Source organism: Methylomonas sp. LW13 (genome assembly GCF_016865255.1).
Taxonomy (GTDB): Bacteria; Pseudomonadota; Gammaproteobacteria; order Methylococcales; family Methylomonadaceae; genus Methylomonas.
On the sequence record NZ_CP033381.1, the window covers coordinates 3292047 to 3314149 of the forward strand.

The 22103-nt window shown below is 51.7% G+C and carries 21 protein-coding genes; 11 read left to right on the forward strand and 10 right to left on the reverse strand.

The annotated features are described in order from the left end of the window. Positions 1-49: 49 nt before the first annotated feature. From mobH to JL719_RS14865, 5 genes are all read left to right on the forward strand, one after another. Complete coding sequence (mobH, locus tag JL719_RS14845) at positions 50-2488, forward strand: MobH family relaxase (RefSeq protein WP_051670552.1); 2439 nt, start codon at positions 50-52, stop codon at positions 2486-2488. After that, on the forward strand, positions 2485-4329 hold the full coding sequence (gene traD / locus JL719_RS14850) for a conjugative transfer system coupling protein TraD (protein ID WP_033159526.1): 1845 nt from the start codon (positions 2485-2487) through the stop codon (positions 4327-4329). Before mobH ends, traD begins: the two co-directional genes overlap by 4 nt. Beyond that, complete coding sequence (locus JL719_RS14855; RefSeq protein WP_033159525.1) at positions 4326-4958, forward strand: IncC plasmid conjugative DNA transfer DtrJ family protein; 633 nt, start codon at positions 4326-4328, stop codon at positions 4956-4958. The genes traD and JL719_RS14855 overlap by 4 nt, the downstream gene beginning before the upstream one ends. Positions 4959-5443: 485 nt before the next feature. Further along, positions 5444-5869: a VOC family protein gene (locus tag JL719_RS14860; protein WP_033159524.1), complete on the forward strand. Its 426-nt coding sequence runs from the start codon at positions 5444-5446 to the stop codon at positions 5867-5869. A 182-nt stretch (positions 5870-6051) separates the two neighbouring features. Next, positions 6052-6201 (forward strand): hypothetical protein, encoded by a 150-nt coding sequence (locus JL719_RS14865; protein ID WP_165385970.1) that lies wholly within the window; start codon positions 6052-6054, stop codon positions 6199-6201. Between the two features lie 132 nt (positions 6202-6333). Here JL719_RS14865 and JL719_RS14870 read toward each other — a convergent pair whose 3' ends face one another. Both JL719_RS14870 and JL719_RS14875 read right to left on the reverse strand, forming a co-directional pair. After that, positions 6334-6795, reverse strand: a complete 462-nt coding sequence (locus JL719_RS14870) for a hypothetical protein (RefSeq protein ID WP_033159523.1) — start codon at positions 6793-6795, stop codon at positions 6334-6336. Positions 6796-6980: 185 nt separating this feature from the next. After that, the gene (locus tag JL719_RS14875) at positions 6981-7625 is read right to left on the reverse strand and encodes a nitroreductase family protein (protein ID WP_033159522.1); all 645 of its coding nucleotides are present in this window, start codon (positions 7623-7625) and stop codon (positions 6981-6983) included. A 431-nt stretch (positions 7626-8056) separates the two neighbouring features. On the opposite strand from JL719_RS14875, the gene JL719_RS14880 reads away from it, so the two are divergent. The 4 genes from JL719_RS14880 (at position 8057) to JL719_RS14895 (ending at position 9807) form a co-directional block, all read left to right on the forward strand. Next, a complete protein-coding gene (locus JL719_RS14880) occupies positions 8057-8302 on the forward strand; it encodes an EexN family lipoprotein (protein ID WP_033159521.1) in 246 nt (81 codons plus the stop codon). Between the two features lie 263 nt (positions 8303-8565). Then, positions 8566-8841 (forward strand): HU family DNA-binding protein, encoded by a 276-nt coding sequence (locus JL719_RS14885; protein ID WP_033159520.1) that lies wholly within the window; start codon positions 8566-8568, stop codon positions 8839-8841. A 105-nt stretch (positions 8842-8946) separates the two neighbouring features. Next, positions 8947-9282 (forward strand): hypothetical protein, encoded by a 336-nt coding sequence (locus tag JL719_RS14890; protein ID WP_033159519.1) that lies wholly within the window; start codon positions 8947-8949, stop codon positions 9280-9282. 285 nt (positions 9283-9567) lie between these two features. After that, positions 9568-9807 (forward strand): hypothetical protein, encoded by a 240-nt coding sequence (locus tag JL719_RS14895; protein ID WP_129871420.1) that lies wholly within the window; start codon positions 9568-9570, stop codon positions 9805-9807. Positions 9808-9917: 110 nt separating this feature from the next. Here JL719_RS14895 and JL719_RS14900 read toward each other — a convergent pair whose 3' ends face one another. The 8 genes from JL719_RS14900 to JL719_RS14935 form a co-directional block, all read right to left on the reverse strand. Next, positions 9918-10331, reverse strand: a complete 414-nt coding sequence (locus JL719_RS14900) for a GFA family protein (RefSeq protein ID WP_084153568.1) — start codon at positions 10329-10331, stop codon at positions 9918-9920. Between the two features lie 615 nt (positions 10332-10946). Continuing rightward, positions 10947-13382 carry a GAP1-N1 domain-containing protein gene (locus tag JL719_RS14905; protein ID WP_033159517.1) on the reverse strand — a complete coding sequence of 812 codons (2436 nt, stop codon included), beginning with the start codon at positions 13380-13382 and terminating at the stop codon, positions 10947-10949. After that, the gene (locus JL719_RS14910) at positions 13379-14227 is read right to left on the reverse strand and encodes a TRAFAC clade GTPase domain-containing protein (RefSeq protein ID WP_033159516.1); all 849 of its coding nucleotides are present in this window, start codon (positions 14225-14227) and stop codon (positions 13379-13381) included. Before JL719_RS14910 ends, JL719_RS14905 begins: the two co-directional genes overlap by 4 nt. Further along, positions 14214-15179 (reverse strand): TRAFAC clade GTPase domain-containing protein, encoded by a 966-nt coding sequence (locus JL719_RS14915; RefSeq protein WP_033159515.1) that lies wholly within the window; start codon positions 15177-15179, stop codon positions 14214-14216. Before JL719_RS14915 ends, JL719_RS14910 begins: the two co-directional genes overlap by 14 nt. Then, entirely contained in the window at positions 15176-16477 is a 1302-nt protein-coding gene (locus JL719_RS14920; RefSeq protein ID WP_033159514.1) for a GTPase-associated system all-helical protein GASH, read from the reverse strand. The genes JL719_RS14915 and JL719_RS14920 overlap by 4 nt, the downstream gene beginning before the upstream one ends. A 31-nt stretch (positions 16478-16508) precedes the next feature. Next, positions 16509-17846 carry an effector-associated domain EAD1-containing protein gene (locus JL719_RS14925; RefSeq protein WP_033159513.1) on the reverse strand — a complete coding sequence of 446 codons (1338 nt, stop codon included), beginning with the start codon at positions 17844-17846 and terminating at the stop codon, positions 16509-16511. A gap of 262 nt (positions 17847-18108) precedes the next feature. Then, positions 18109-20301 (reverse strand): SF1B family DNA helicase RecD2, encoded by a 2193-nt coding sequence (recD2, locus tag JL719_RS14930; RefSeq protein WP_033159512.1) that lies wholly within the window; start codon positions 20299-20301, stop codon positions 18109-18111. Between the two features lie 6 nt (positions 20302-20307). Beyond that, positions 20308-20856, reverse strand: a complete 549-nt coding sequence (locus JL719_RS14935; RefSeq protein ID WP_051670550.1) for a hypothetical protein — start codon at positions 20854-20856, stop codon at positions 20308-20310. A 210-nt stretch (positions 20857-21066) separates the two neighbouring features. Here JL719_RS14935 and JL719_RS14940 point away from each other — a divergent pair, with 210 nt between their 5' ends. Beyond that, the gene (locus tag JL719_RS14940) at positions 21067-21609 is read left to right on the forward strand and encodes a hypothetical protein (protein WP_033159511.1); all 543 of its coding nucleotides are present in this window, start codon (positions 21067-21069) and stop codon (positions 21607-21609) included. Continuing rightward, on the forward strand, positions 21609-21917 hold the full coding sequence (locus tag JL719_RS14945; RefSeq protein ID WP_033159510.1) for an integration host factor subunit beta: 309 nt from the start codon (positions 21609-21611) through the stop codon (positions 21915-21917). Before JL719_RS14940 ends, JL719_RS14945 begins: the two co-directional genes overlap by 1 nt. The last annotated feature ends 186 nt before the right edge of the window (positions 21918-22103 follow it).

Consider the following 22103-nt stretch of genomic DNA (forward strand, 5'->3'; position numbering starts at 1 on the left):
GCGTTTTTCGCAGATTGACTCAAAAAAATGACTGGCATGATAGCGGGTCATGAAAACCACACGTTTACCGTTCTCTATCCCTTGGCTGCAACGTTTCTTCGTTGCCGGCAAACCTGCGCCTGAGTCAAACCCGGCCAGCCCGGAGGAAGAGATACCGCGGTATCCACCGTTCATGAAAGGTTTACCGGCTGCGCCGGTGGCGCGTATTCTCGGCACACAAACCGAGTTGATCCAGTCTATTGAGCAGGCTTTGGCCTGTCCGGAATCCCTGTTTCAGGGCATCGTACTGCCGGTGATTGAGCGTTATGCGGCCTTCAGCCATCTACTGCCGGCGTCGGAATCGCACCACCATCGCGGTGCCGGCGGTTTGTTTCGGCATGGATTGGAAGTCGCGCATTGGGCAACGTTGGCATCCCAGGACTGTCTGTTTGCCACCGATGTCACGCCGAAGGCGCGTAAAGCGGTGGAACCGCGCTGGCGACTAGCCGTTTGTTTTGCCGGGTTGCTGCATGACATCGGCAAACCGGTATCGGACATCGCCGTGATGGATAGACTGGGTCAACACACCTGGAATCCTTGCGATGAAAACCTGGCCGATTGGGCATCGCAGCATCACATCGATCGATATTTCTTACGCTGGCGAGAGAATCGTCACAAGCGTCATGAGCAGTTCTCGGCCCTGGTCATCGAACGGGTATTGACCCGTGAAGCACGCGCCTACATTCTGGCCCCCGGTCCCGACATCATGCAGGCTATGCTGGAAACCATCCACGGTCTGGATCGCGGCTCGAAATGCTACGCACTGGTCATGGCGGCCGATTGCAGGAGTGTGGAACGGGATTTGAAAGCCCATTACCAAGGTCTGGAATCGGCCATGGGCATGCCGGTCGAACGCTACCTGTGCGATGCGATGCGTCGATTGGTCAAATCCGGTCAATGGCTGGCCAATGAAAAAGGCGCCCGCATCTGGCGTTTCCAGGACGGCCTCCATATCGTCTGGCGCAGCGCCGTCAAAGACATGCTGGCTCTGCTGGACAAGGATCACATCCCCGGCATTCCCCGCGATGAAGACACCCTGGCCGATATTTTGATCGAACGTGGGCTAGCTATTCCCAAAACCCTACCGAACGGCGGGCGGTTTCGCTATTGGCGCATGCAAACCGAAACCCTGAATGGCAGCTTGTTCATGTTGCGCCTGGCCTCGATCGAACTGGTATACAGCGGCGAGCCGCCGGTGGCAGTGGATGGCATCGAAGTCAGTGATGAACCGGAATCAACGTCTACCAACCCCGCCGCCGCCCAGTCCCAAGCCACCAGCAAATCGGCTTCCGACACCAGTGGAGGAAAACGGCGAAAAGCGAAGACACCTGACCGTGCAATCGAGACAGTGAGCGCTGAATCCAATGCTGTGCAATTGGCTGAGTCGGTCATCCCGGACGATTTAGCCGCCATTTTGGCGATGGATGCCGACGCTGACAGAGACCGCGATCTACACGAACATTCCGGTCAAGTCTTGGACGATAGAAGTGATCAACACCCAAACGATACCACGCCAAACGCTTCAAATAGCGGTTCGGACGGCACGATTGAAGCAGAGGCGGCATCGGTCTTGCCTCAAAATTCTGCGCCGGATCAAAGTGACGTTGCCAGACAATGGCTGGAATCGCAAGGTCAAGCAGGGCACTGGCTGATTCAACTGGCCGGAATCGTCTTGTCTGAACAATGGCGCTGGGGCACTGATCTTCTGGAACATAAGGACCAATGCCTGCTCGCTTTTCCCCGAACAGCGGATGCCCTGCAACTCGAAGCCAATCAGTTCATCAAATGCCTGGACGAGAAAGGCTGGTTAGTGACCGACGTGCTCTCGCCCATGCGCAAAATTCGGGAGATCGACAAAATCCGTGGCGTGTTACTTGCCAGCGGACCGAGTGCTATGTTCAAACGGCTGTTGGCGAGCACGCTGGTGTCCACCGCAAGTTTGGCGTCAGAGCCACTCGTTCCATCGGCAGTCGTCGGCAGCAGCAGTGAGTCAAAAGCAACACATCGACCAACGACAGCGGCACAGCAGACCGAGCAATCATCATCGCCGCAGTGTCAGGCAGTCGTTGAGAATGCGCCTGCTACTGAAGCGACGGCAGTAGTCGTTGCATCGCTGGATAACATAAAGCCAATGCCTCCGTCTCGGTCCACCAATAGACGGCAGGCTATTCAACCCGAACCATTGTCGTCACGATCGGAATCCAGCGCGCTCCCAAAACAAAACCTCCGGCAAGTCATCGAACACTGGATGGACGAGCTGGCGCAAGCCGCCCCGCCGCCGTCCGCAGACGGAACCGACTCGGCATGGCTCGATGTCGAGGATCGGTCGATTGAGGCCTTGCTGCGAAACACACCCGGCTTGACCCGCACGCAGTTGATGCGGGCACTGGGTAGCCATGCCGATTTTCGAAGTATCGGTACCGTTTTGCAAATGCGGCGTAGACCATGAAATCCGATTACGACTACCAGTTTCCCTGGCGACCCATCTTCGAGGTGTATGCCATCTCGGGTTGGTTGGGCGGTGCCGGATTGGCATATTTCACCAGCCGCTGGTCGGGCCTGCCCCGCGAACCCTTCGATTGGTTGATGACGGCGTGCGCCGTGATGGCGTGTTGGCGGCTGTCACCGGCATTGAGTCTCTGGTATCGCAAACGCCGGTTGCGTCAGTTTCGGTTCCAATATCTGGATACCGAGAAGCTTGTCACCCTGGTGAAGCGCAACCCCGAGGCTTTGTGGTTCGGCTGGGGCTTCGATTGGGCGCAAAAGCACGCACAATTGGCGTATGAAATTCTGAAACGGGATGTCTCGACGCTGATTCCGAGCGATCATCAGCGCATGGGCTCAGCCTGGATACACGGCCTGGAAGTGTCCGAAAGCGACATTCGTCAGCCTTTGCAGCATACCGCCGGCCATACACTGCTGGTTGGTACCACCGGCGCCGGTAAAACGCGTGCCTTTGACGTGTTGGTGACGCAAGCGGTCTTGCGCGGCGAAGCGGTGATCATCATCGATCCCAAAGGCGACAAGGATTTGATGGCCTGTGCCAAACGCGCCTGCGCCTTGACCAAGCGTCCGGATCGTTTCGTGTATTTCCATCCGGCATTTCCGGAAGACAGTGTGCGACTCGACCCTTTGCACAATTTCAACCGTCCCTCGGAAATCGCCAGCCGCATCAGTGCCATTTCGCCCAGCGAAAGCAGTAACGATCCGTTCAAAGCCTTTGGGCAAAAATCGCTGGATAACGTGATTCAAGGCTTGATGGTGATCGAGGAACGGCCAACCTTGGTGAAACTACGTCGTTACCTGGAAGGCGGTCCTTCGACTTTGGTGATTCAGGCATTGGAACGCTATTTCGACAACAACCTCGGCCATTGGCGGCAAGAAGCGCGGCCTTACCTGAAAAACGCCAAGGACATCGACTCGAAAGCGTTGGGGCTGGTGCGGTTTTACCGGGAGGTCGTACAGTATCAATTGCCGAATTTGGATCTGGAAGGCTTGTTGTCTTTGTTCGAACACGACCGGACGCATTTCAGCAAGATGGTCGCCTCCTTGATTCCGATCATGAACATGCTGACCTCGGGTTCATTGGGACCTTTGCTGTCGCCGAACCCGCACGACGCGGATGATCTGCGACCGATCACCAATACCGGCCACATCATTGAAAAAGCCCAGGTCGCTTACATCGGCCTGGACTCGTTATCGGATGGCATGGTGGGCAGCGCGATTGGCTCGATTTTGTTAGCCGACTTGGCCGCCGTCGCCGGCGACCGTTACAACTACGGTGTCTCGGACCGACCCGTCAATGTGTTTGTCGACGAGGCGGCGGAAGTCATCAACGATCCCTTCATTCAGGTGTTGAACAAAGGCCGCGGCGCCAAGATTCGCTTGTTCATTGCCACGCAAACCTTTGCCGATTTTGCAGCCCGCACCGGCTCCCAGGACAAGGCCCGCCAAGTGCTAGGCAACGTCAACAACCTGATCGCGCTGCGAATCATGGACGGCGAAACGCAGCAGTACATCACCGACAATCTGCCCAAGACGCGGTTGAAGTACATCATGCGCACCCAAGGCGTCGCCACCAGCGCGACCAATCCCACGGTGTTTTCCGGCAATGTCGGCGAACGCTTGATGGAAGAAGAAGGCGATTTGTTTGCGCCCCAACTGTTGGGTCAATTGCCGGACTTGCATTACATCGCCAAGTTATCCGGAGGCCGGATCGTCAAAGGTCGCCTGCCGATACTGCGGTCGGAACTGAATCGACAACGGGATCACCAAGGTGCCAGCTCATGACGCGCAATCTGTTGTTCAGCCTAATGCTTTGGCTACTGGAGGTGATCCTGGTGGCCAGTTTCGTTTCCGACCGCTGGACGCGTGAACTGCAGCGCGCCGAAGATCAGATGATGATCGGCTATTTTGGCGCCGATAAAGAATCTCAGATCAGCCATACCGCGCAGCGCTGGTTTGATCGCTTGTTCGTCAGCACCGGTATCCGAGAAAGCGTGTTCCGCTACTTCATCCCGACCGAGCGCGAACGGCAGATGTCCAAAGGCTTCGAGGATGTGGGGCGCAACGATTTGTTTCCCTTTATCGAAAGCCGGCTTAACGTGCTGTGGGACACGATTTTTCAAATGATCAAGCGCCTGACCACGGCCTGCATCTGGTTGCCGTACTTGGCAGCCGCCTTGCTGCCGTTTGTCGTCGACGGACTGGTACGGCGCAAGATCAGCCAGACCAATTTCGATTACCCAAGCCCCATGGCGCATCGCTACAGCCTTTACCTGATTGTAGGCGCGTTGTATCTGTTGCTGGTCAGTTTGACCTTGCCGTTCCCTATTCCGCCGCAAGCCGTCCCGGTGGGCGTCTTTGTCGTCGCTTATGCCGTCAACGTGCTGTTGGCCAATACGCAAAAGCGGATTTAGAGGCAGGCCATGGATTACATCAGGTACCTGGACTGATCGCACCTCAGAAAACAAGCCCCCATATTAAGTCGCAAGCTCAGCCAAACACTCGATTCACCCCGTCAACCTCTATTACTTGTGTACCATGCTGTCGCCACTACCCCGGTGCAGCACCGGGGATCTTCATTTGCTCAATTCCCCCAGACGTATCAGCTTTCCCCGAATGTAGAATCGGGGCAGCCTGCACATTGGCTTTTTCGAGGCTTGCTCGGCGTTAATTCGCATTACGACCTGCACACGCGCGCCGTCACCGTATATCGTGAAAGTTTCACAGAAGGCTTCAGCCAGTTCGTTACTGGCGTAATCGTATCGGAATCGATGAGGGGTTGATTCGGGATGGGTGGCTGATTTAGGCTGGAATATGTACCATTGTGGATGCAACTAAATTAACCGATTGAGAATATTCCATGGCGAAGGGATTCTATAATTTGGAGAGGTAAAGCGTCATGAAACAGACCATCAGCTTTGTCACCTTGGGGGTTGCTGATCTCGAACGCAGTCGCCGCTTCTATCGTGCGTTGGGCTGGACCGAATCGCCGAGCAGTCAGACGGCTGTCGCCTTCTTTCAAGTTGGCTGCATTGCCTTTGCCTTATTTGGTCGCGAATCCTTGGCTGACGATGCCAATGTCTCGTCCGAGGGCTCGGGATTTCCGGGTTTTACTATTGCACACAACGTGGCTTCCGAAAGCGACGTTGAAGCGACCTTGCGGGAAGCCTTGGCTGCGGGAGGTCGTTTGATTCGAGCTGCAGAAAAAGCGCCCTGGGGTGGTTTCCGAGGTTACTTTGCCGATCCCGATGGTTTTCTTTGGGAAGTCTGTTACAACCCGTTCTTTCCCTTGGATGACCAGGGCTTCGTGAAACTGCCAAAGTGAGCGTCGACAGTAGGCTTGTTTATAAAAAATATTTCACCTGAACTACATTCGCCAAGGTCTTGAGTTTTCAAGCTATCCCCATTGGCTCGCAACAACTTGTTGCACCGTATCGACTTGATATTCCAGTAAAAACTGAAAAAATGCACCCCATCGACAACCTGATAGATTTGATGGAGTGCGCTATGAAAGTTTTACTCGTGGCTTTGACCATACTTTTTTCTGCAGCGATTTTGCTGGTCGCTGGTTTTCAATTGATTCGCTTGTTCGTCACCGAAGTGGCCGAATTTGTCTTGGACGCTTGGCATAGTCCGGAATTGCCGTCGGCGCATTGAATTCACATTGTAGGTTCTTCAGTCGGTGGAGGTTGAAGACGACGATTGTTAAAACCTGTGGCGGCTAATGTGGATTAGCCACCATTTCCGCTATTCTCCAATCATAAAACCAAGTCGTGAGATCGAAGGCAACTATCTCTTGTACAACCGGTATGCCAGTCCAATCAGCGTGGAGCCAATCAAGCCCATAAGCAATACATAGCCTAGATAAGCATTCGACGCGCCAAATAAGGCATTACCCACGGTCGGCCACAACTGGCAAATGGCAAGAGGCGAGTCAACGCAGCGCCCATCCATGTCTCCGGCAACTAGGACTGCTAGCGATTGATACAGAAAGGGATAAACCGCGACTAATGCAATAATTAACGGAAACAAGACTTGAGCATGGCTCATCGACCTGGAATCCAACGGAGCTTGTTCCAGTTGATGACCGTCTTTGTGTTTGCTTGCAACCGACTCGACCGTCCGTTGTGCATCAAGCAGGCTGATACCATTCTTGATCCGTATCAAGCGGGCCGCTTCAACTTTATTACCACGCTCTATGGCCAATTCTGCCTCTTGCGGTATCTGAATTTTTCTTGCTTTTCTTTTCACGATGAATCCAACCAAATAAAAATCTAGGCGATTTTACTATGAATCGACAGATCACTGATTGTCATGATCCGGTCTGATGTCTAGCAAAACCAAGATGTTGTGGCCGGCGAGATTATCAGGATTCGGCGGGTGGTTACGAGAAGTTTGGAAACGATGAAGGTTATTCGTTCTTTGCTGAAGTCCAACTATCTTTTAGGGAAACCCACCGTCTGCGCCAACAATACTTGTTGATCATGGGACAATTCCAATGACTCCGCGATGGCGGCACGGTCGATCCATGCACGGATGACCGTAGACAACCCAGCGCTCGCGGAAAATAAATAGACATTTTGCGCAATGGCGCCCGCCGCTGCAGAAGCATATGATTCCCGCTGAGTGACCGGCACCATCGCCAGGCGCCGATAATCCGCGATATAAACCAAATCTAGCGGGGCTTCATCGACAAAGTCTTGATAACCCGTGATGCGTCTCAGGTCTTGTTTCACCATCAGGTCGAGAGCATGTCCGTGAGCATCGTACAGATAGGCGCCCTCAGGCAATGCGACATAAACATCGATCTCCTGCGCGTTTAAAGCCGAAGGCGCGGTACGCCCTCCATCTGGCCTATTAACGCCATAAGCCGCCCACAACAAGTCGGAAAGTAGCTGCAACGGCAAAGCATCAGGAGCAAACTCACGCGCTGAACAGCGTTTTAGCAACGTCTCCATCAGCGGGAGCCCACCCGCTTTCTCTGGCGGAGGAAGCGCGATCGATTCCTTCGATTTGCCCCGAACAGGTCCGGGACGCAGTTGCCCCATTATTCCCAATGCCAATTTGGTCAAAGTGCTCACGGTGGCCTCTCCAGGTTTGGAAGTAAGAAGAACTAAATCGGTTATGCCGCTTTGAACGCAATGACCTTCACAAAATTGCAAAGTTTAGACTTTTGCTCAAGGTCAGGGTATCGAATTTAATCGATTTACCAAATTCGTCACCCGCCGCCCCGATTTCTGCGTCCTGACCGCTATGCCCAAGGCCTTTGGTTCGCAGATCAGCACCACCAATTGCTTGCCACGCGTCACGCCGGTAACGGCATCAACTTTTCCCGCATTCGCAAAATTTTCTGGGGTTACGGATTAGAACTCGCATTCATTACTGCGACAACCGGCCGCGCGGCAATGCGCCGCATTTTGGCACAAAAAAGGTTCTGATAAATTACACACGCTCTTGCGTTGGGGGGAACGTAACAGGGTAAGTTCAAATCTATTTTTTAAGGAATGAAAGCATGAAAAAATCCGTGATTACCTCAATGTCCATCCTTGCTCTAGTCTTCGCCGGCTTGGCGATGTTCAACAGCAGCGTTGCCGGCGAAACCAGCGAAGACGCTAAATCAGTCGCCTGGTACGTCGCGAATATTCAAGAAGCCCGTCAACAAAATCAAGCGTGCTATAACACGCCCGGCCTGCAATCCACGCCGAATTGCGTCAACGCCTTACACGCCTTGGAAATCAGTTTCAAAGGCGGCAACTAATCCTTCGAGCCAGTTCCTCGATAGTACCCAACCTACCCGAGGGTAGGTTTACCTTTGTATGCGTAGTATCCTTCTCATATCCGGCCTCGTGCCGGATTTTTTTCGGCGGACGCCATGAAAACAGAATGGAAATGATGAGTTGGGCTACGAATCCCCGGGCCGTTGGATGCCTAATGGCGAAACTTTACCTGGGTCGGCGTGCAAATCAATGTCAGCCGGAATCAGTGTCATAATCGCCTGTTTTTAACCCCAAAGGAGTCAGCATGAACAAATCCGAATTGATCGATAGTATCGCCCAACACGCCAATCTGACCAAAACCGATGCCGGCAAAGCCTTGGAAGGCTTGATCCATAGTATCGAAACCACTCTGAAACTAGGCAATAGCGTAGCCTTGGTGGGTTTTGGCACTTTTGAACTCAAACACCGAGCCGAACGCAAAGGCCGTAATCCGCAAACCGGCGCCGAAATCACCATAGCGGCGGCAACCGTGCCGAGTTTCAAGCCGGGCAAGGCATTGAAGGAGGCCGTCAACGGATAAAGTCGCGAGAGAAAAACGGTTACACCATTCGAGCTATTGCATGCTTGCTCTAATGGCTTAGCGTACTATTTTTTCCAAATTCTGTGACTACCCTAATCCAAACCGATGACTGACTCCGCCTGGACTAAACAAGGCGTAACATTGAGCCTCAATAACGCTTGCAAGGAGTTCGGCCTTTCCGAACAAGAAATCATTCAATCGATTCAACAAGGCAAATTGCAATATCGGCTCAATTACGCGCATGGAAATCCTTATTACAAGTTACTCAGAAAGGAAGTTCAGGCATTGGCCCAGGCATTATATGGCGATGATTACTTGAAAAAGCAGGCCCTTGAGCATGAGCTGCTGACAGTAAACAAAGAAATCAATAGCCTGAAAAGGAAACTTTCAAAGCTCGAAAAACAAAAAGCAGAACTGTCCCAAAAACTGGGTATCGCTTGAATGGAAGCTTTGTCAGCGCGGGGAATGTAAGCAGATGCCAGTGAGCGATTGGTTCGGTTTGTTGTTTGGCGTGCTATTGGTTGGAAGCGGGTATTTTTCCATCAAAAGAAAACGCTCCTCACACACCCGTTACGGCCGGTTTGAAGGACAGGGCACCATAAACGTGGGTCTTTTCTGGCTACGCATCCATCAACACCAGAAGAACTAACGATTGCCTACAATGCCAACTTGTTGTCTGTGAGCTTCAATGAAGCACTGTCAGTGCTCCAAGCGCAATTTAATACCATGTACGACATTAAAATCCGCACGCTAGATTTGTATGGCTTACTTGAAGAGATCATTTATGATCAAGAAAGCAATGATTCGAATCTGTTTGGCATAATCAATGTCACCGACGCTTGCATCAAGCCAGACAAACCGCCATTTACCTGTAAAAACCCCGGAACTTGCCTATTCTGGGACGGCATACATCCTACCGAAACAGTGGCGCAACGGGCAATGAATGCGTTGGAAAGCTCCGATTAGGTTTAGCGATTGGCCCAGAACCAACTGCAAACACGCTGCGTCGTTTGCGTTGGTTATGGTGTCCTAAGTGTTTCCTGGCGCTCCGTCTGTCGTAAAACATTAGATGCCGTTTAACTCTCCGGATATTCAGCATAGCGCGGCAAGGCATCTCCGTCGCACGACCAATCGGTTCTTGAATGCCAAAATATTCGGGCTTGAGGTTTGATTGGGATTTCATCGTCCAGCGACCCGGCAGGAACCACGACTCCATTTAATTCCGGAACAAATCGAGCAACTTGGCTACCGCATTCACTGCAAAACTGGCGGGTGAAGCGCTTGGCGTCCGGCACTTTGAATTGCTTCAACAAAGATTCTCCGGCACTAAACGCCAAATCCGCGTTCGCCAGGAACAGATTGGTCGCGTGCCCAGTGCCGGAAGACTTGCGGCAACGGGAACAATGGCAGTGATAAAAACGTTCTGGATTCCCACTGACTTGGTATTTCACGGCGCCGCAAAGGCAGCCACCTTTAAGCGTGATTGACATAAAGCCCCCTGGTAATAAAAAAACGAAATAGCGGTCGCGCGCCCAGAACCGGACGAACCAAATCCCTGCATGAGAACCCTGACCGGTTTAGCGCCTTAAGTCTACATCCTAAAGCGAGCGGCCTTCCCGCGACAAACAGAAACCAAAAGCCGGTTGGCCTTGCAAAGCAGGAAGCTACAATATAACGAGATATTAGGTGCTAATTGGGCCCAGACCAATAAAAAGCTACTTGCTACGCCCGAGCAAACTGAAATCGTTGCCGGATGAACTAGCGTGCGGATTCCGATCAAACCCACCACTGATTCCAATTCAAAGTCGGCCAGGGATTCCAATCTCAAAACCACCACCCATTCCGATATGATTGCGCCAGTACAGAATGAGTTTTTTAGGAGCTGTAAACTGTCGCAATCGACCCAAACTAGCCTGTCACGTTTCTCCAAAGCTGCCAGTCGGCCGAAACCAGATTTTGGGACTGGAGGACTACAAAGCCGACGTTGGCGACCTCAACCGAACGGCCAAAAGCGGCCAAATAGTCCAATCCCTTAATTTTCCGATAAGCAGACACTCAGAATTAGTAGTGGCATTTATCAAGTTCCACTGATTGATTCATATCGGTTATTTATGTGAATTTTGATTAACTAATTGCTCCATCGTTTGCAAATCAACATTGTGCGGTCGAATTTCTTTTAATTCTTTGACTAAATCACCTAATCCATTTTTTAAAGCGCCTTGGTTAGCCAATCTAGCTGCCTCTTGCCAGCGGACAGCGAGTTTTCCACCAGAAGTAAGTTGTTTCTTTTTTCCACCAGCACGTTCCCAAATACTATCCAATTCATCGGGTGCGAGATTAGCCCCCAATTCAGCAACTGCTTGAACAAGCCTATTCCGATCCAGATGATTTGGACTGCGGCTAACATGATTAAAAGATAACCAAAGGCACTGTAAAAAAGAAAGCAAATCCTGGCAACTGTCTACTGCAAGCCCCAATTCGTAAGTTTTATTTATTCTGTATAAATCAAAGAGCTTCTCAGCCGCAAGTTTCCATCGATAGTCAGACACTGCTCTACCAATCGCCGCTGCTGTAGCCGTATCCCAATCCATTCCAGAATAAGATGAAAGCCAAGTAACTACTTCCTGCTCATTCAATGGCACATGCCAAGAAAAAAGCACAGCAAGGAGTTTTACGGATGGTCGGTTTTTGCGGGCTTGGCTGACAACAGCCGCTACCAATTGCGGTTCTGGCATGGTGATAAATTGCCCGGCATTACATTCACCCATCAGAATAACCGCTACGTTTGGCAACAATGCCGCGCCTCCATCAGCACTGAGCTTGCCCCAAATCTCTGCCCGTCTTGGATGGCAGAAAACCAACTCCGCCAAATCATTTGCCAATTTTGCAATTAATACAGAAGGTTCGTCACCTGCCAACACGGCATCTAACAGCCCGTTGCCAAGTATTTTCCGATTGGCATTGGCAGGCCAAAGTGTGCCGCCTGCACTGACATGTGCCGCCCAGAGTTTACGCCACGCAGATTGGCTAACATCCAAACCTTGTAATAATTTCGGTTCTTTGGCGGTACGTTGGGCCACTAGCGGAATGAGTTGATGATCGGGATTGGCAATGGCTTCTTCAATAACCGCCAAGCCTGATAAATGCTCGACCAAGTAAACTAATCCAGGCAAAGGATCGCCAGAAAATCCGCATTGGGCTTGGAAAGCTTCATGGGCTGAAAATAGGTTTTCCGCCGCCCAAGCATGTAAGCGTGACCAACTGCGTTCTATGGTTTGTGTTCTGATTTGCTGTAAGTCGGCATCAGATAAAGCAATGCCAGAAGTGGCTGCCAGCAAAGCGGTTTCAAGTTTTTCAGTGGCGGGCAGAATCGCTTTAAGCACTTGCTCACAGTTCGCTAGGCTCAACCAATGCAACGCGGCTTTCGCCCAACCCTTATCAGGATTAGCCAAACCTTCGGAAAGTGAGCTTTGCACCGCGTGTTGCCACCAAGTTTTCGCTCGATTGGGCGATAGTTTTTCCAGCAATTTGGCGGATTCAGCGATGAACAGCGTGGGGGCATTTTGGCTAATCCATAGCGAAAGCGCGGATTTTGGTAGATGTGCTTCGGGTAAGGCAGAACCCAGATTGACTAAAGACATTACGAATGCTGCCGAGCCATTGGCTAAGCCAGCAGAGACGATTTGCAAAGCATCTTTTTTCAAATCTTCGATGGCATTTTTGTCAGGCGCTAAAATTTCCAATGTCCGCAATAATTCAAGCGCATGTTGCGCCTGGGGCGAATTTCGCATTTTATCCAAACGGTCTGCCGCCCGCGCAATCGTGCCTAGGCTTTTCAATTCGGCAGCACTGAAATGACAGGCTGTTTTTATCGTTTCAAAAGTAGGATCATCATTTCCCATCAACCAAGCCGCCGCCCGATTGCTGGTTTTTGTAGCTGCATTAGCAGTAACCAGCCGATGCCGAGACCATTCCGACGTACGGGTAGAGGGTATACCAAACAGCCAAGGCGGGGCGACTGATTCGCCACTTTGCGGTGGACTTAGAGCGACCCGCGCCGAAAATGCCTGCCGTGCTTCAGGCCACAATCGCAGCCAAAGATCAGCAATTATGCTAGGCCATGCTTCCAAACCGACGACTACAGGCGGCTTTCCGGTTTCAGAAGTGACTAACGCTTCGGCAACTGCGCTTAACAAATCGGTGGGTGTAGGCGGAATTTCATCTAGCCCAGCCAATGAAGCCATAACGGGGCGCAAATCAGCAAAATGGCCAATTTCAGCAAGAGGCCACAAAGCCACTTCACTTTTCACCATGCCGCCACGCGTTGCGTCGGAATCGGGAACGGTCCACCACAATGCCCACCAATCGCCTAACGGCTCGCATCCCACCGAAGGCCACCAGCAATCCCCCGGTGCAAAAGTGCCGCAAGGCATATCCGTTAACCCCAATAGCTCCGAAGGCAATGGCGAGGAGTGGCCTTGCCATTCCAACAAGTCGTGCCGATTATCTTTAGCCCCGTATTTGGCTCTTAGCGGTGTCATGATACTTTCAACAACCACGCCAAGGGTTGGGTTAAATCGGCATCCCGCTCGCCGCCATTCGGGGCAATCACCCAACCTTGATGTTCTGGGCCTTCGTCGATGAATTTATCGTTTTCGCTATCTTTATCCAACGCACAGCCTAATGCCGAAAGTCCCCACACACTGACGGCATCATCTGCCCAAAGACTGTGGATAAATGCCGAAACTAATGGCAAATGCGTGGCTAAAACTTTGCTAGGCAGTTCTTCGCTGGTTTCCAACTCGTCATAGCAAGACAACAATACTGTCAGCCGAGGCGAGCACAAGCGTTCTACCGTTCCTAGCCCAGCCACATGCAGCAAAATTTGCAATAATTCCACCCAGCGGGCATTGGCATCCCACACACCGGGGCGTGCCACGCTGCCGTTGCTGTGCTTGGCTCGTTCGCTCAGTTCTGCCAGCACGTCTGGGTAGGTCGTTTCTTTGCGTAAACGGATCAGCAACACCCAGCCGTCGGCTTTTGACAACCTATCGCGCCACGCTTCCGGCACTTCCCGCTCTTTAAAAACGGTTTCCAATTGCTCCCCGCCGTAATCAGGCCAAAACAGATTCATTTCATCGCCTTGGGCATCGACTAGCGGCAACAACACTTCCCTCCATGTTTTCGTTTGCGTGTGGCTGGCGGAACGGCCATTTTCCAAACAATGCAACACTTCCCCCAACGGGCTGAGATCAGGTGGTGTGCCTTGGTCGTTGCGTAACTGTAATTGCCCGGCATGACGGCGCAAGCGTATGTAAAGCTGACCAAAATAATGAGTTTTGCCACTATTTGGGCCACCCAGCAGAACGATTTCAGGTGTGTGCATGATGGCCTCGGTAAGCGGCAAAAGGCTGGTGATGGTGGATGGGTTCAACTATGGGTTGTGCCAGTGCAGGTGTCCAAGTGGCTGCTATCACGGTTGCCAAGGCCGACAACAGCGATTCAGGGCGGTTAGTGCTGGTGCTGGTTTCGTTGGCATGAGGGATTCGCTCATTCAATGATTGGCGAATTGCATTGCGGATGCCTTCACTAGGCTCATGTTCGTCTTTTGCCCAAACCAAAACCGTGGGGCGATTGCCCACATGATTACCCAGTCGTTCCAACAGTTCGCGCAAATCTTTCCTTGCCGTGCCACGTTCCGAACCGGAAAGCCGCTGGCAATCCGCAAACACCAAAAACGCATCGGCGTTGTTGACCACCCAACGCGCGCCTTCGGCATCGGGTGCATCGGCAATCAACGCCCAACGGCTAAACCATTCGCCGGGCGCATCGATTAGCAAGACATCCCTAAACTCATCGTTTGCAGCGCGTAACGCCAGATGCAATAAACCAGGGACGCGGCTAGTGCCGCGCGGTGTATGCGGTGGAAATGACGGAGGTCTGGCAGCATCGTCAAAGCGTGTCCACGCCGCCAACGATTCCCATGCCCCCAAAGTGCGTGATCCTGCAAACTGCGCCCCAGCCAGCGTTCGGCCTTGCAGAAGTTGCAGGTAATTACCGATTAGCAAAGTCGTTTTGCCGGCATCATGTGCGCCCAAAACGCCGACGACAATGGAACGACCGCGTGGGGTTAAATGGGCAATATCCGCCAAACCTAAGGCGCTGCCAGACCAAGGCACACGTGCTGAGGCTTGGGCAGAGGGTAGTGTTGTGGTTTCTGGTTCAATTTCAGCAGCGTTTCCAATCCATGCGGCGCATTCGGTGTACGGCATTTCCCCATATGGGCAAGATTCGCCCTCATGGACATAGCAAGTGGCATTTGAGCATTTTTGATTCATTGATTATTCCCCGCCAATTGCACAGCTTGCTCTTGCCGGAACAAGGCATGGGCAAATTTGGGCAAGCTCAGTTCAAACTCGCCGCTGGCTCCGGTGCGTTTGATGGCGGCAGTAATATCGGTGGTTGGATTTGCCAACACGAATACCACTAAATCACGCAGGCTTAAGCGGCCTGTTTCGGGTAGTGGGGTTAAAGTTTCCAGCCATACTTTGGGTAATTGGGCGCGGTCTTTGACCAGTGCCGCCAATAAATCTTGTAGCGTCAGTTTACGGTCAAATCCGGCTTCGGGCAGACGGTTGACGGCTTCGGCGAGCAAATAGCCGACGCTGGCGGGCGTAGGTTTGGTAACTTCGTTTAGCAGGTCTATTGCCATCACCACGGTGGCGATGGTTTGGGGTAGTTCGCGATAGCTACAGTTTAAGAACGATGAATAGAGGGCTTCTGACCACCAGAGGGCGTTTAGGCGGGTTTGTTCGGATTGTTGGACTTCGATAACCCAGTTTTGTTGGGATGACATTGCTTGGTTTACTGCCGAAGCTACGTTTATCAAGTAGTTTTGAGTATGTTGAATTGTTTCGGTTTGAGACTCGCATAAACTGGTCGCTAATATGTCAAGCTCATCAGCCAGTAGCCTTTGCATCCTTGGTGCAAATTGATAAACCCATTGCTGGTGAGAATTTGTCCAATGGGGATTGGGATTATCCATCGGTTCACCTTGCTCGTTACTAGGGCCAGCAGAAGCTTGTACTTTTAGTAATAATGAATCCCTATCGACTCTAGGCGGGTCAACTTCAGGTAATTCAAAATCTCCTAACAAAACTTCCTTTGTCTGTTCGGCGGAAGTATCGGAGCAAAACATGAGGCTTTCTTCTGAGTTTTTAGCCCATGTCGCGAGCATTTGGCGCACTACGGCTTCCTCTTTCCCCAACCGCAACAACTGCAATGTATCCACCGCCGTCAGCCAAAGAATCGCCGCGTTGTTGCCATCATTCGCCGCAAGGTTACAAGCTGCCAATAATATCGCTCGCAGTAAGTTGACTGGCCTGTCGGTATGCACCGAACGCATGGATTTCCATTCGTTAATCAACGCCCGTTCTGCCTGCACAAGCGCAGGATCATCGATAGGTATATCGGGGTCAAGCCCTGCCAAAATAGCACCGATCAACAATAGTGGCTGACCGCGCAGTTCTTTGGCAACCGCTACGGCGGCGCTTTCCATTTTGGTTAAGCGGTCGTCATGTCCATCTACTTTATCTATAAGTCCTGTGTTCCAAAGATCAGTCAACAAGTCCGTCATGCAAAGCCTCCAAGGCATTGGTTTAAGTGTGTTAGTTTGATTTCAGTGCGGCAAGGTAATTTTGTAGTGTTGCGTTTTCGGGCAAGTCTTCTAAAGCTTCCTCCAAAATGGCTTCCGGCCTTGCCGCCGCACCTTGCCTACTGGCCTGCCAAAGCCGTTGCCACAAATCGCGTGGATTAGGGATGTTCTCAACTTGGCTCGCTTTACCGCCTGCCCGTTGCCACAAAGCACGGGCATCACGCACATCGGGGTATTGCTCCGCCAGCACTTCGATAAGATCACGCGGGATACCGGATAAGTCAGGTAATAAAGGGCTAGATGCCGCCAAAACACTAGCATTTCTGCTTGCTCGGTTAGGCAACAAGCCTTCGCCATCGCGTAATAGCGCGATCAAACACTCCGCCGATGCCCTGGCTGCAAATTGCCGGTAACGGTCATCTTTGAACGCATCACCAAAGTCGGAAACACCTTTTGCCACCAGCACTGGGATGTCATGAATGTCACCCAATGCCCCTAGCGAGCTGGCTTCCATTTCTATGCCCAGCACTTTTCGCATGGATTCGGCGAGGCGGTCAAACAGTTTGGGGTCTTCGGTAACGGTTGCGCCTGTGGCGATAGGTGCGGTATGAATGTTAAAGCTGGCTAGTTCGGGTAGGCCGTGCGGATGCAGTAGTTGCCGTTCTTCAGCTCGTTTGCGGCCTGATTCAGTTAAAACCAGTGGCTTTTCTAACCATGTTTTTTGCCATAAACGTTTTAAAACCTCGCTCCAATCAGGGCATTCTTTGTGGCAATCAGGGTGTAGGCTAGGGTTGCTGTCGCCTGCTAACAGTCTTAATAAAACCCAATCTTCCTGATATTCGTAGGGCAATTGCGGGCGTAATGCCAGCCATTCGGCATCTGGGGGCATTTTAAGATGCTGCATCCGTTGCACCCAATGCGTTGAAGGCCGGTATTGCAGCATATCGCCTTGAAAGCGTTGTTCACCGTTTTCCACCGTCATTTTGCCCGCATCATAAGACCACATCCGATCAGCGAAAATCACATCCCCTAACACCACCTTGCCACGCCGTCCCGCGCAAATGCCGCTCATGGCAATACACTTAGCGGGATTCTCGCTAATGAGTTTGCTGGCAAGGGCTTGGACTTGTTCGCGTCCCATATAACTGGCGTGGCTAGCACGAATGGTTAACGGATTACCGGATGAGGTGGAAAAACTGGCATCGGCAACTAGCCAGCCGTTACTGTCTGGATACTCTTGCCAGCCCGGATCGATCAGACCATCCGTAACTCGTAGAACTTGATCGTATTCGTCTTTTAGCGCGCAAATTAGTAATACATCAACAGGTTGGGTTTTATCAGATAACTTCATGTGAATGTTCGAATTAAACTAGAATTGGAGAAATAAATATTTATTCTTTCAAATTGTAATTTGTAGTTGAAATGTCAGCATTGATCGATTTGAATGGCTGCTTTGTCGAGTATTGACTGGCCGGAAAGGGTCGTCAAGCGACCGACCGATCTTCAGATTCATCGCCGGAAAGCGGTCGGTCAATCATCGTCCGACTCCTGAAACAGGCCGGTCGTCACTGAGTGAAACCGACCCGATCTTGACGATTTCATCGTCAAGATAGTCACGGGTTTTTAACCAACCTGACAGCCAGATGAGTGATCCTTCGCTGCGATTGCTGGTTTTTCACAGCCATGGCCAACGCCTTGGGCTGGGCAATCACCACGACCAGTTGTTTGCCACGCGTGACGCCGGTATACAGCAGATTGCGTTCCAGCAGCATAAAGTGCTGCATGGCCAATGGAATGACAACCACCGGATATTCCGAGCCTTGCGATTTGTGCACGCTGGTCGCGTAAGCCAAGGTAATTTCATCCAGATCACTGAATTCGTAGTCAACTTCCCGATCATCGAATACGATCTTGACTTGGCTTTCTTCAAGATCAATGGATTTGATCCCGATGTCACCGTTAAACACTTCCTTGTCGTAGTTGTTGATTCGCTGAATGACCTTATCACCGGGCGCATAGGTATTACCAAAGCGCGTAATCTTCGGTTCGCTGTGTCCATTTAACCGAGCTTGCAATTCGATGTTCAGCGACCGCGCGCCCAGGCCACCGCGATTCATGGGCGTCAGAATTTGTACGTCGTTGACCGGATGAAATTGGAAACGCTGCGGAATCCGTTCGAGGACGACTTGCATCAATTTAGCGAAAATTTCCTCGGGTGTTTCGGCGTAGAGGCAATAGAAATCATTGAGGGCTTCGGTCTTATCCACCACGGGCATTTGTCCGTGGTTAATGCGATGGGCGTTGGTGATGATTTTGGAGGTACTGGCCTGGCGGAAAATCTCGGTCAGACGCACGGTGGCAATTTGACCGGAATCGATGATGTCGGCCAATACGGAGCCCGGACCGACCGAGGGTAATTGATCGACATCTCCGACGATCAAGACCGCAGCTTCCGTCGGTATGGCTTTTAACAGCTGATTCATCAACACCACGTCCATCATCGACGACTCATCGATCACCAAGCAATCGAGGTCGAGCGGGTTTTCGTCGTTATGCTTGAACGCGAACTGCGTCGGATCGAACTCCAGTAAGCGATGTACCGTTTTCGCTTCCATGCCGGTCGATTCCGCTAAGCGTTTTGCCGCTCGCCCCGTCGGCGCACACAAACCGATTCGCACCCGTTTGGCTCTGAGAATCTTGAGTAGACTGTTGACCAGCGTGGTTTTACCGACACCGGGACCACCCGTGATCACCGAGACTTTATGCTGGAGTACCAGTCGAACGGCAGACGCTTGCGACTGCGACAAGGTCATGCCGGTTTGCTCTTCCACCCAGGGTATGGCTTTATCGGCGTCAATTACACCCCAGGGTGCATCACCTTGATTTAATCGGTTCAGGTGGGCGGCACAGCCTAGTTCAGCGCGATGTAAAGGCGTCAGAAAAATGAATTCGTCACTGCCGTCGATTTCGGCGATTAAATTGCCTTCGGTTAATTCCGCCGCGATCGCTTGGTCGATAATCGGCAGTGGAATTTCCAGTAGTTTCGCCGCCATTTCGCACAGATTGCTGCGAATCGCCGCGCAGTGACCTTCGCCGGACCATTCCTGCAAGACATGCCGGACACCCGCTTGGGCGCGTAGCAGCGATTGCGGGCCGATGCCGAGCTTCTGTGCCAGCGTGTCAGCCGTTTTAAAGCCGATGCCGTGAATATCCAGTGCTAGGCGATAGGGGTTTTCGCGCACTTTCTCGATAGCCTGCTCGCCGTAGGTTTTATAAATTCGCACCGAACGCGATGTGCCGACGCCATGCGATTGCAGAAAAACCATGATCTCCCGAATCACTTTCTGTTCCGCCCAGGCACTGGTCACCCGCTCCTGGCGTTTCTTACCAATTCCCGGTAATTCCAACAGACGCTCGGGTGTTTGCTCGATCACTTCGAACACTTGCTCACCGAAGGCTTTGACCAGTTTTTTGGCGAAATGGGGACCGATACCTTTGACCATACCGGAGCCCAGGTATTTTTCGATGCCGTCCAACGTGGTCGGCGGCACGATTTTTAACGAGATGGTTTTGAATTGCTGGCCGTGCTGGCGATCATTCACCCAGCAACCCAGGCATTCGATGTATTCACCCGCCGTGACACTGGCGGCCGAGCCGATCACCGTAATCAGTTCACGATAACCTTTGACCTTGACTCGCAACACGCAAAATCCCGAAGCCTCGCTATGGAACGTCACATGCTCGATGGAGCCGTGTAGTGTTTCGACGGGATTGTCCGCATGCGCTGGTGCAGCCTGTAAGGTCATGGATCACTAAACCTCGTCATGTTCGATAAACAACGACGCTTGCATGGGATTCGCGTCATTGGACGTGCCATCGATGACAGGAAACAAACGTGAATAAGGTACCAGCCAGGTATTCTGCTCACTGATCTTGACAGTGGCCGTTTTGGGGTTCAGCCTAATGACTTCGCCGAACAGTTCATGGTTGTCCCGGCCCTTAAATCCCACCCGCGTACCGACTTGCAATGCACTTTTGGGAATCCCGGTGGTATGCGGTTTGGGTTGAATCGCCGTATCAACGTCATCCAGATTGAGGTAATAAAATGGGATATTCCAGTTTTTCTGGTCTTTGACGTTTCTCACCAGGCAACGGGTCTTTTGAATCTTCAAGATCACCGCATCGATCAAGCCGTTGGCTTGCGGGTCGAAATAGCTAATCGATTGGCCGACTTTCAATTGGGCTTTTACCTGCTCTACCCGAACCGGATTGATGAGTTCCTGATAAATGGCAGACTGTAATCGATGTAAATCAAACAGTGATGCTTTATTGAGCGCTTCAAGAATTGCTGTGTAGTCCATTGCCGACGTCCCCGGTAAACAGTTTTACTGCGATATTACCGGCTTTTATATCGGCAAAATAGTGCCAGGCATCGGGTAACATACAGAGCCGCCTCGTTTTTTCGCTTCCCGGTGTCACGCGGTTTACCGACGCGATCAAACGATACCCAGTCCGCTATACTGGGTTGGCGGACAAAGCATCTACCAGGGCGATTAATTTAAGCAGCATCTATGGACTTCATTAAACTATGCGTGGGCGAGCGCTTCGAGCATGACATGCCGGAAGAAGGCATGAGTATTGTTCTCGCTAATGGCGCGCCATTATTGACTTTCAATTTTTCAGTTTCGCCGGGCGAAATCCAAGCCTTTCTCAATGGCGCTGCCTCGTTTGCATTGTTTGCCGAACAAAACCATGTGTTCTTTTTGTTTAAAATCGAGGGCTTTCTGGATTGGTCGGACTTGGCATTTACCATTCATCTTGCCGGCGATGAGGACATTGATGAGGGTGACGCCTACTTGCCCTTTAATCTGGTTTTGGTGGAACCGAACACCAAAATTGTCAAAGGTCTGCGCATGGTGACCGTCTCACCGGATTTCAGGTCAAGATTGGCTGAGTTGATCCGTAAACAAGCCTCAGAGCCGTTTGATACGATGGCTTACTATCGTGGCATTGGCAGCCTTTATGACAAATATCCCACCGCAAGCGACTTACTCAAACAAGCCGTGATCATCGAACAAGGCGGAAAGACACTACCGATAATGCATACCCGATAATGACTAAATCCCAGCTCATCGAACACATCAGTCTTAAATTGCCCCATTTACAGCAATGCGATGTCGAAATGGCGATCAACATCACCATCGATGTGATGACCCATCATTTGGCACATGGCCAACGTATTGAAATTCGTGGTTTCGGTGGGTTCTCGGTGATTCAACGAGCCGCCCGGATGGGTCGCAATCCCAAGACAGGCGAACAAGTGAGTTTGCCGATACGGCACGCCACTCACTTCAAACCAGGGCTGGATTTACGTGAACGAGTGTCCCATTCCAGAGACCGATTCCCCTTGATCAAGGACTAGCCATCCAGCTATCCAATGATATCAGCATCGCATTGGCAGTGATTATCTCAGGGATGCTGCGGATAATTCAAAGCCCAGACTCATTTCAATCTTTTTCAGCCCAATTTGCGAAAGCGCGATAAATAGCGAGTTTTCGCAAACGACCTGCCGAAAATCCTCTTCACAATAATGACCATCCCAACCGGA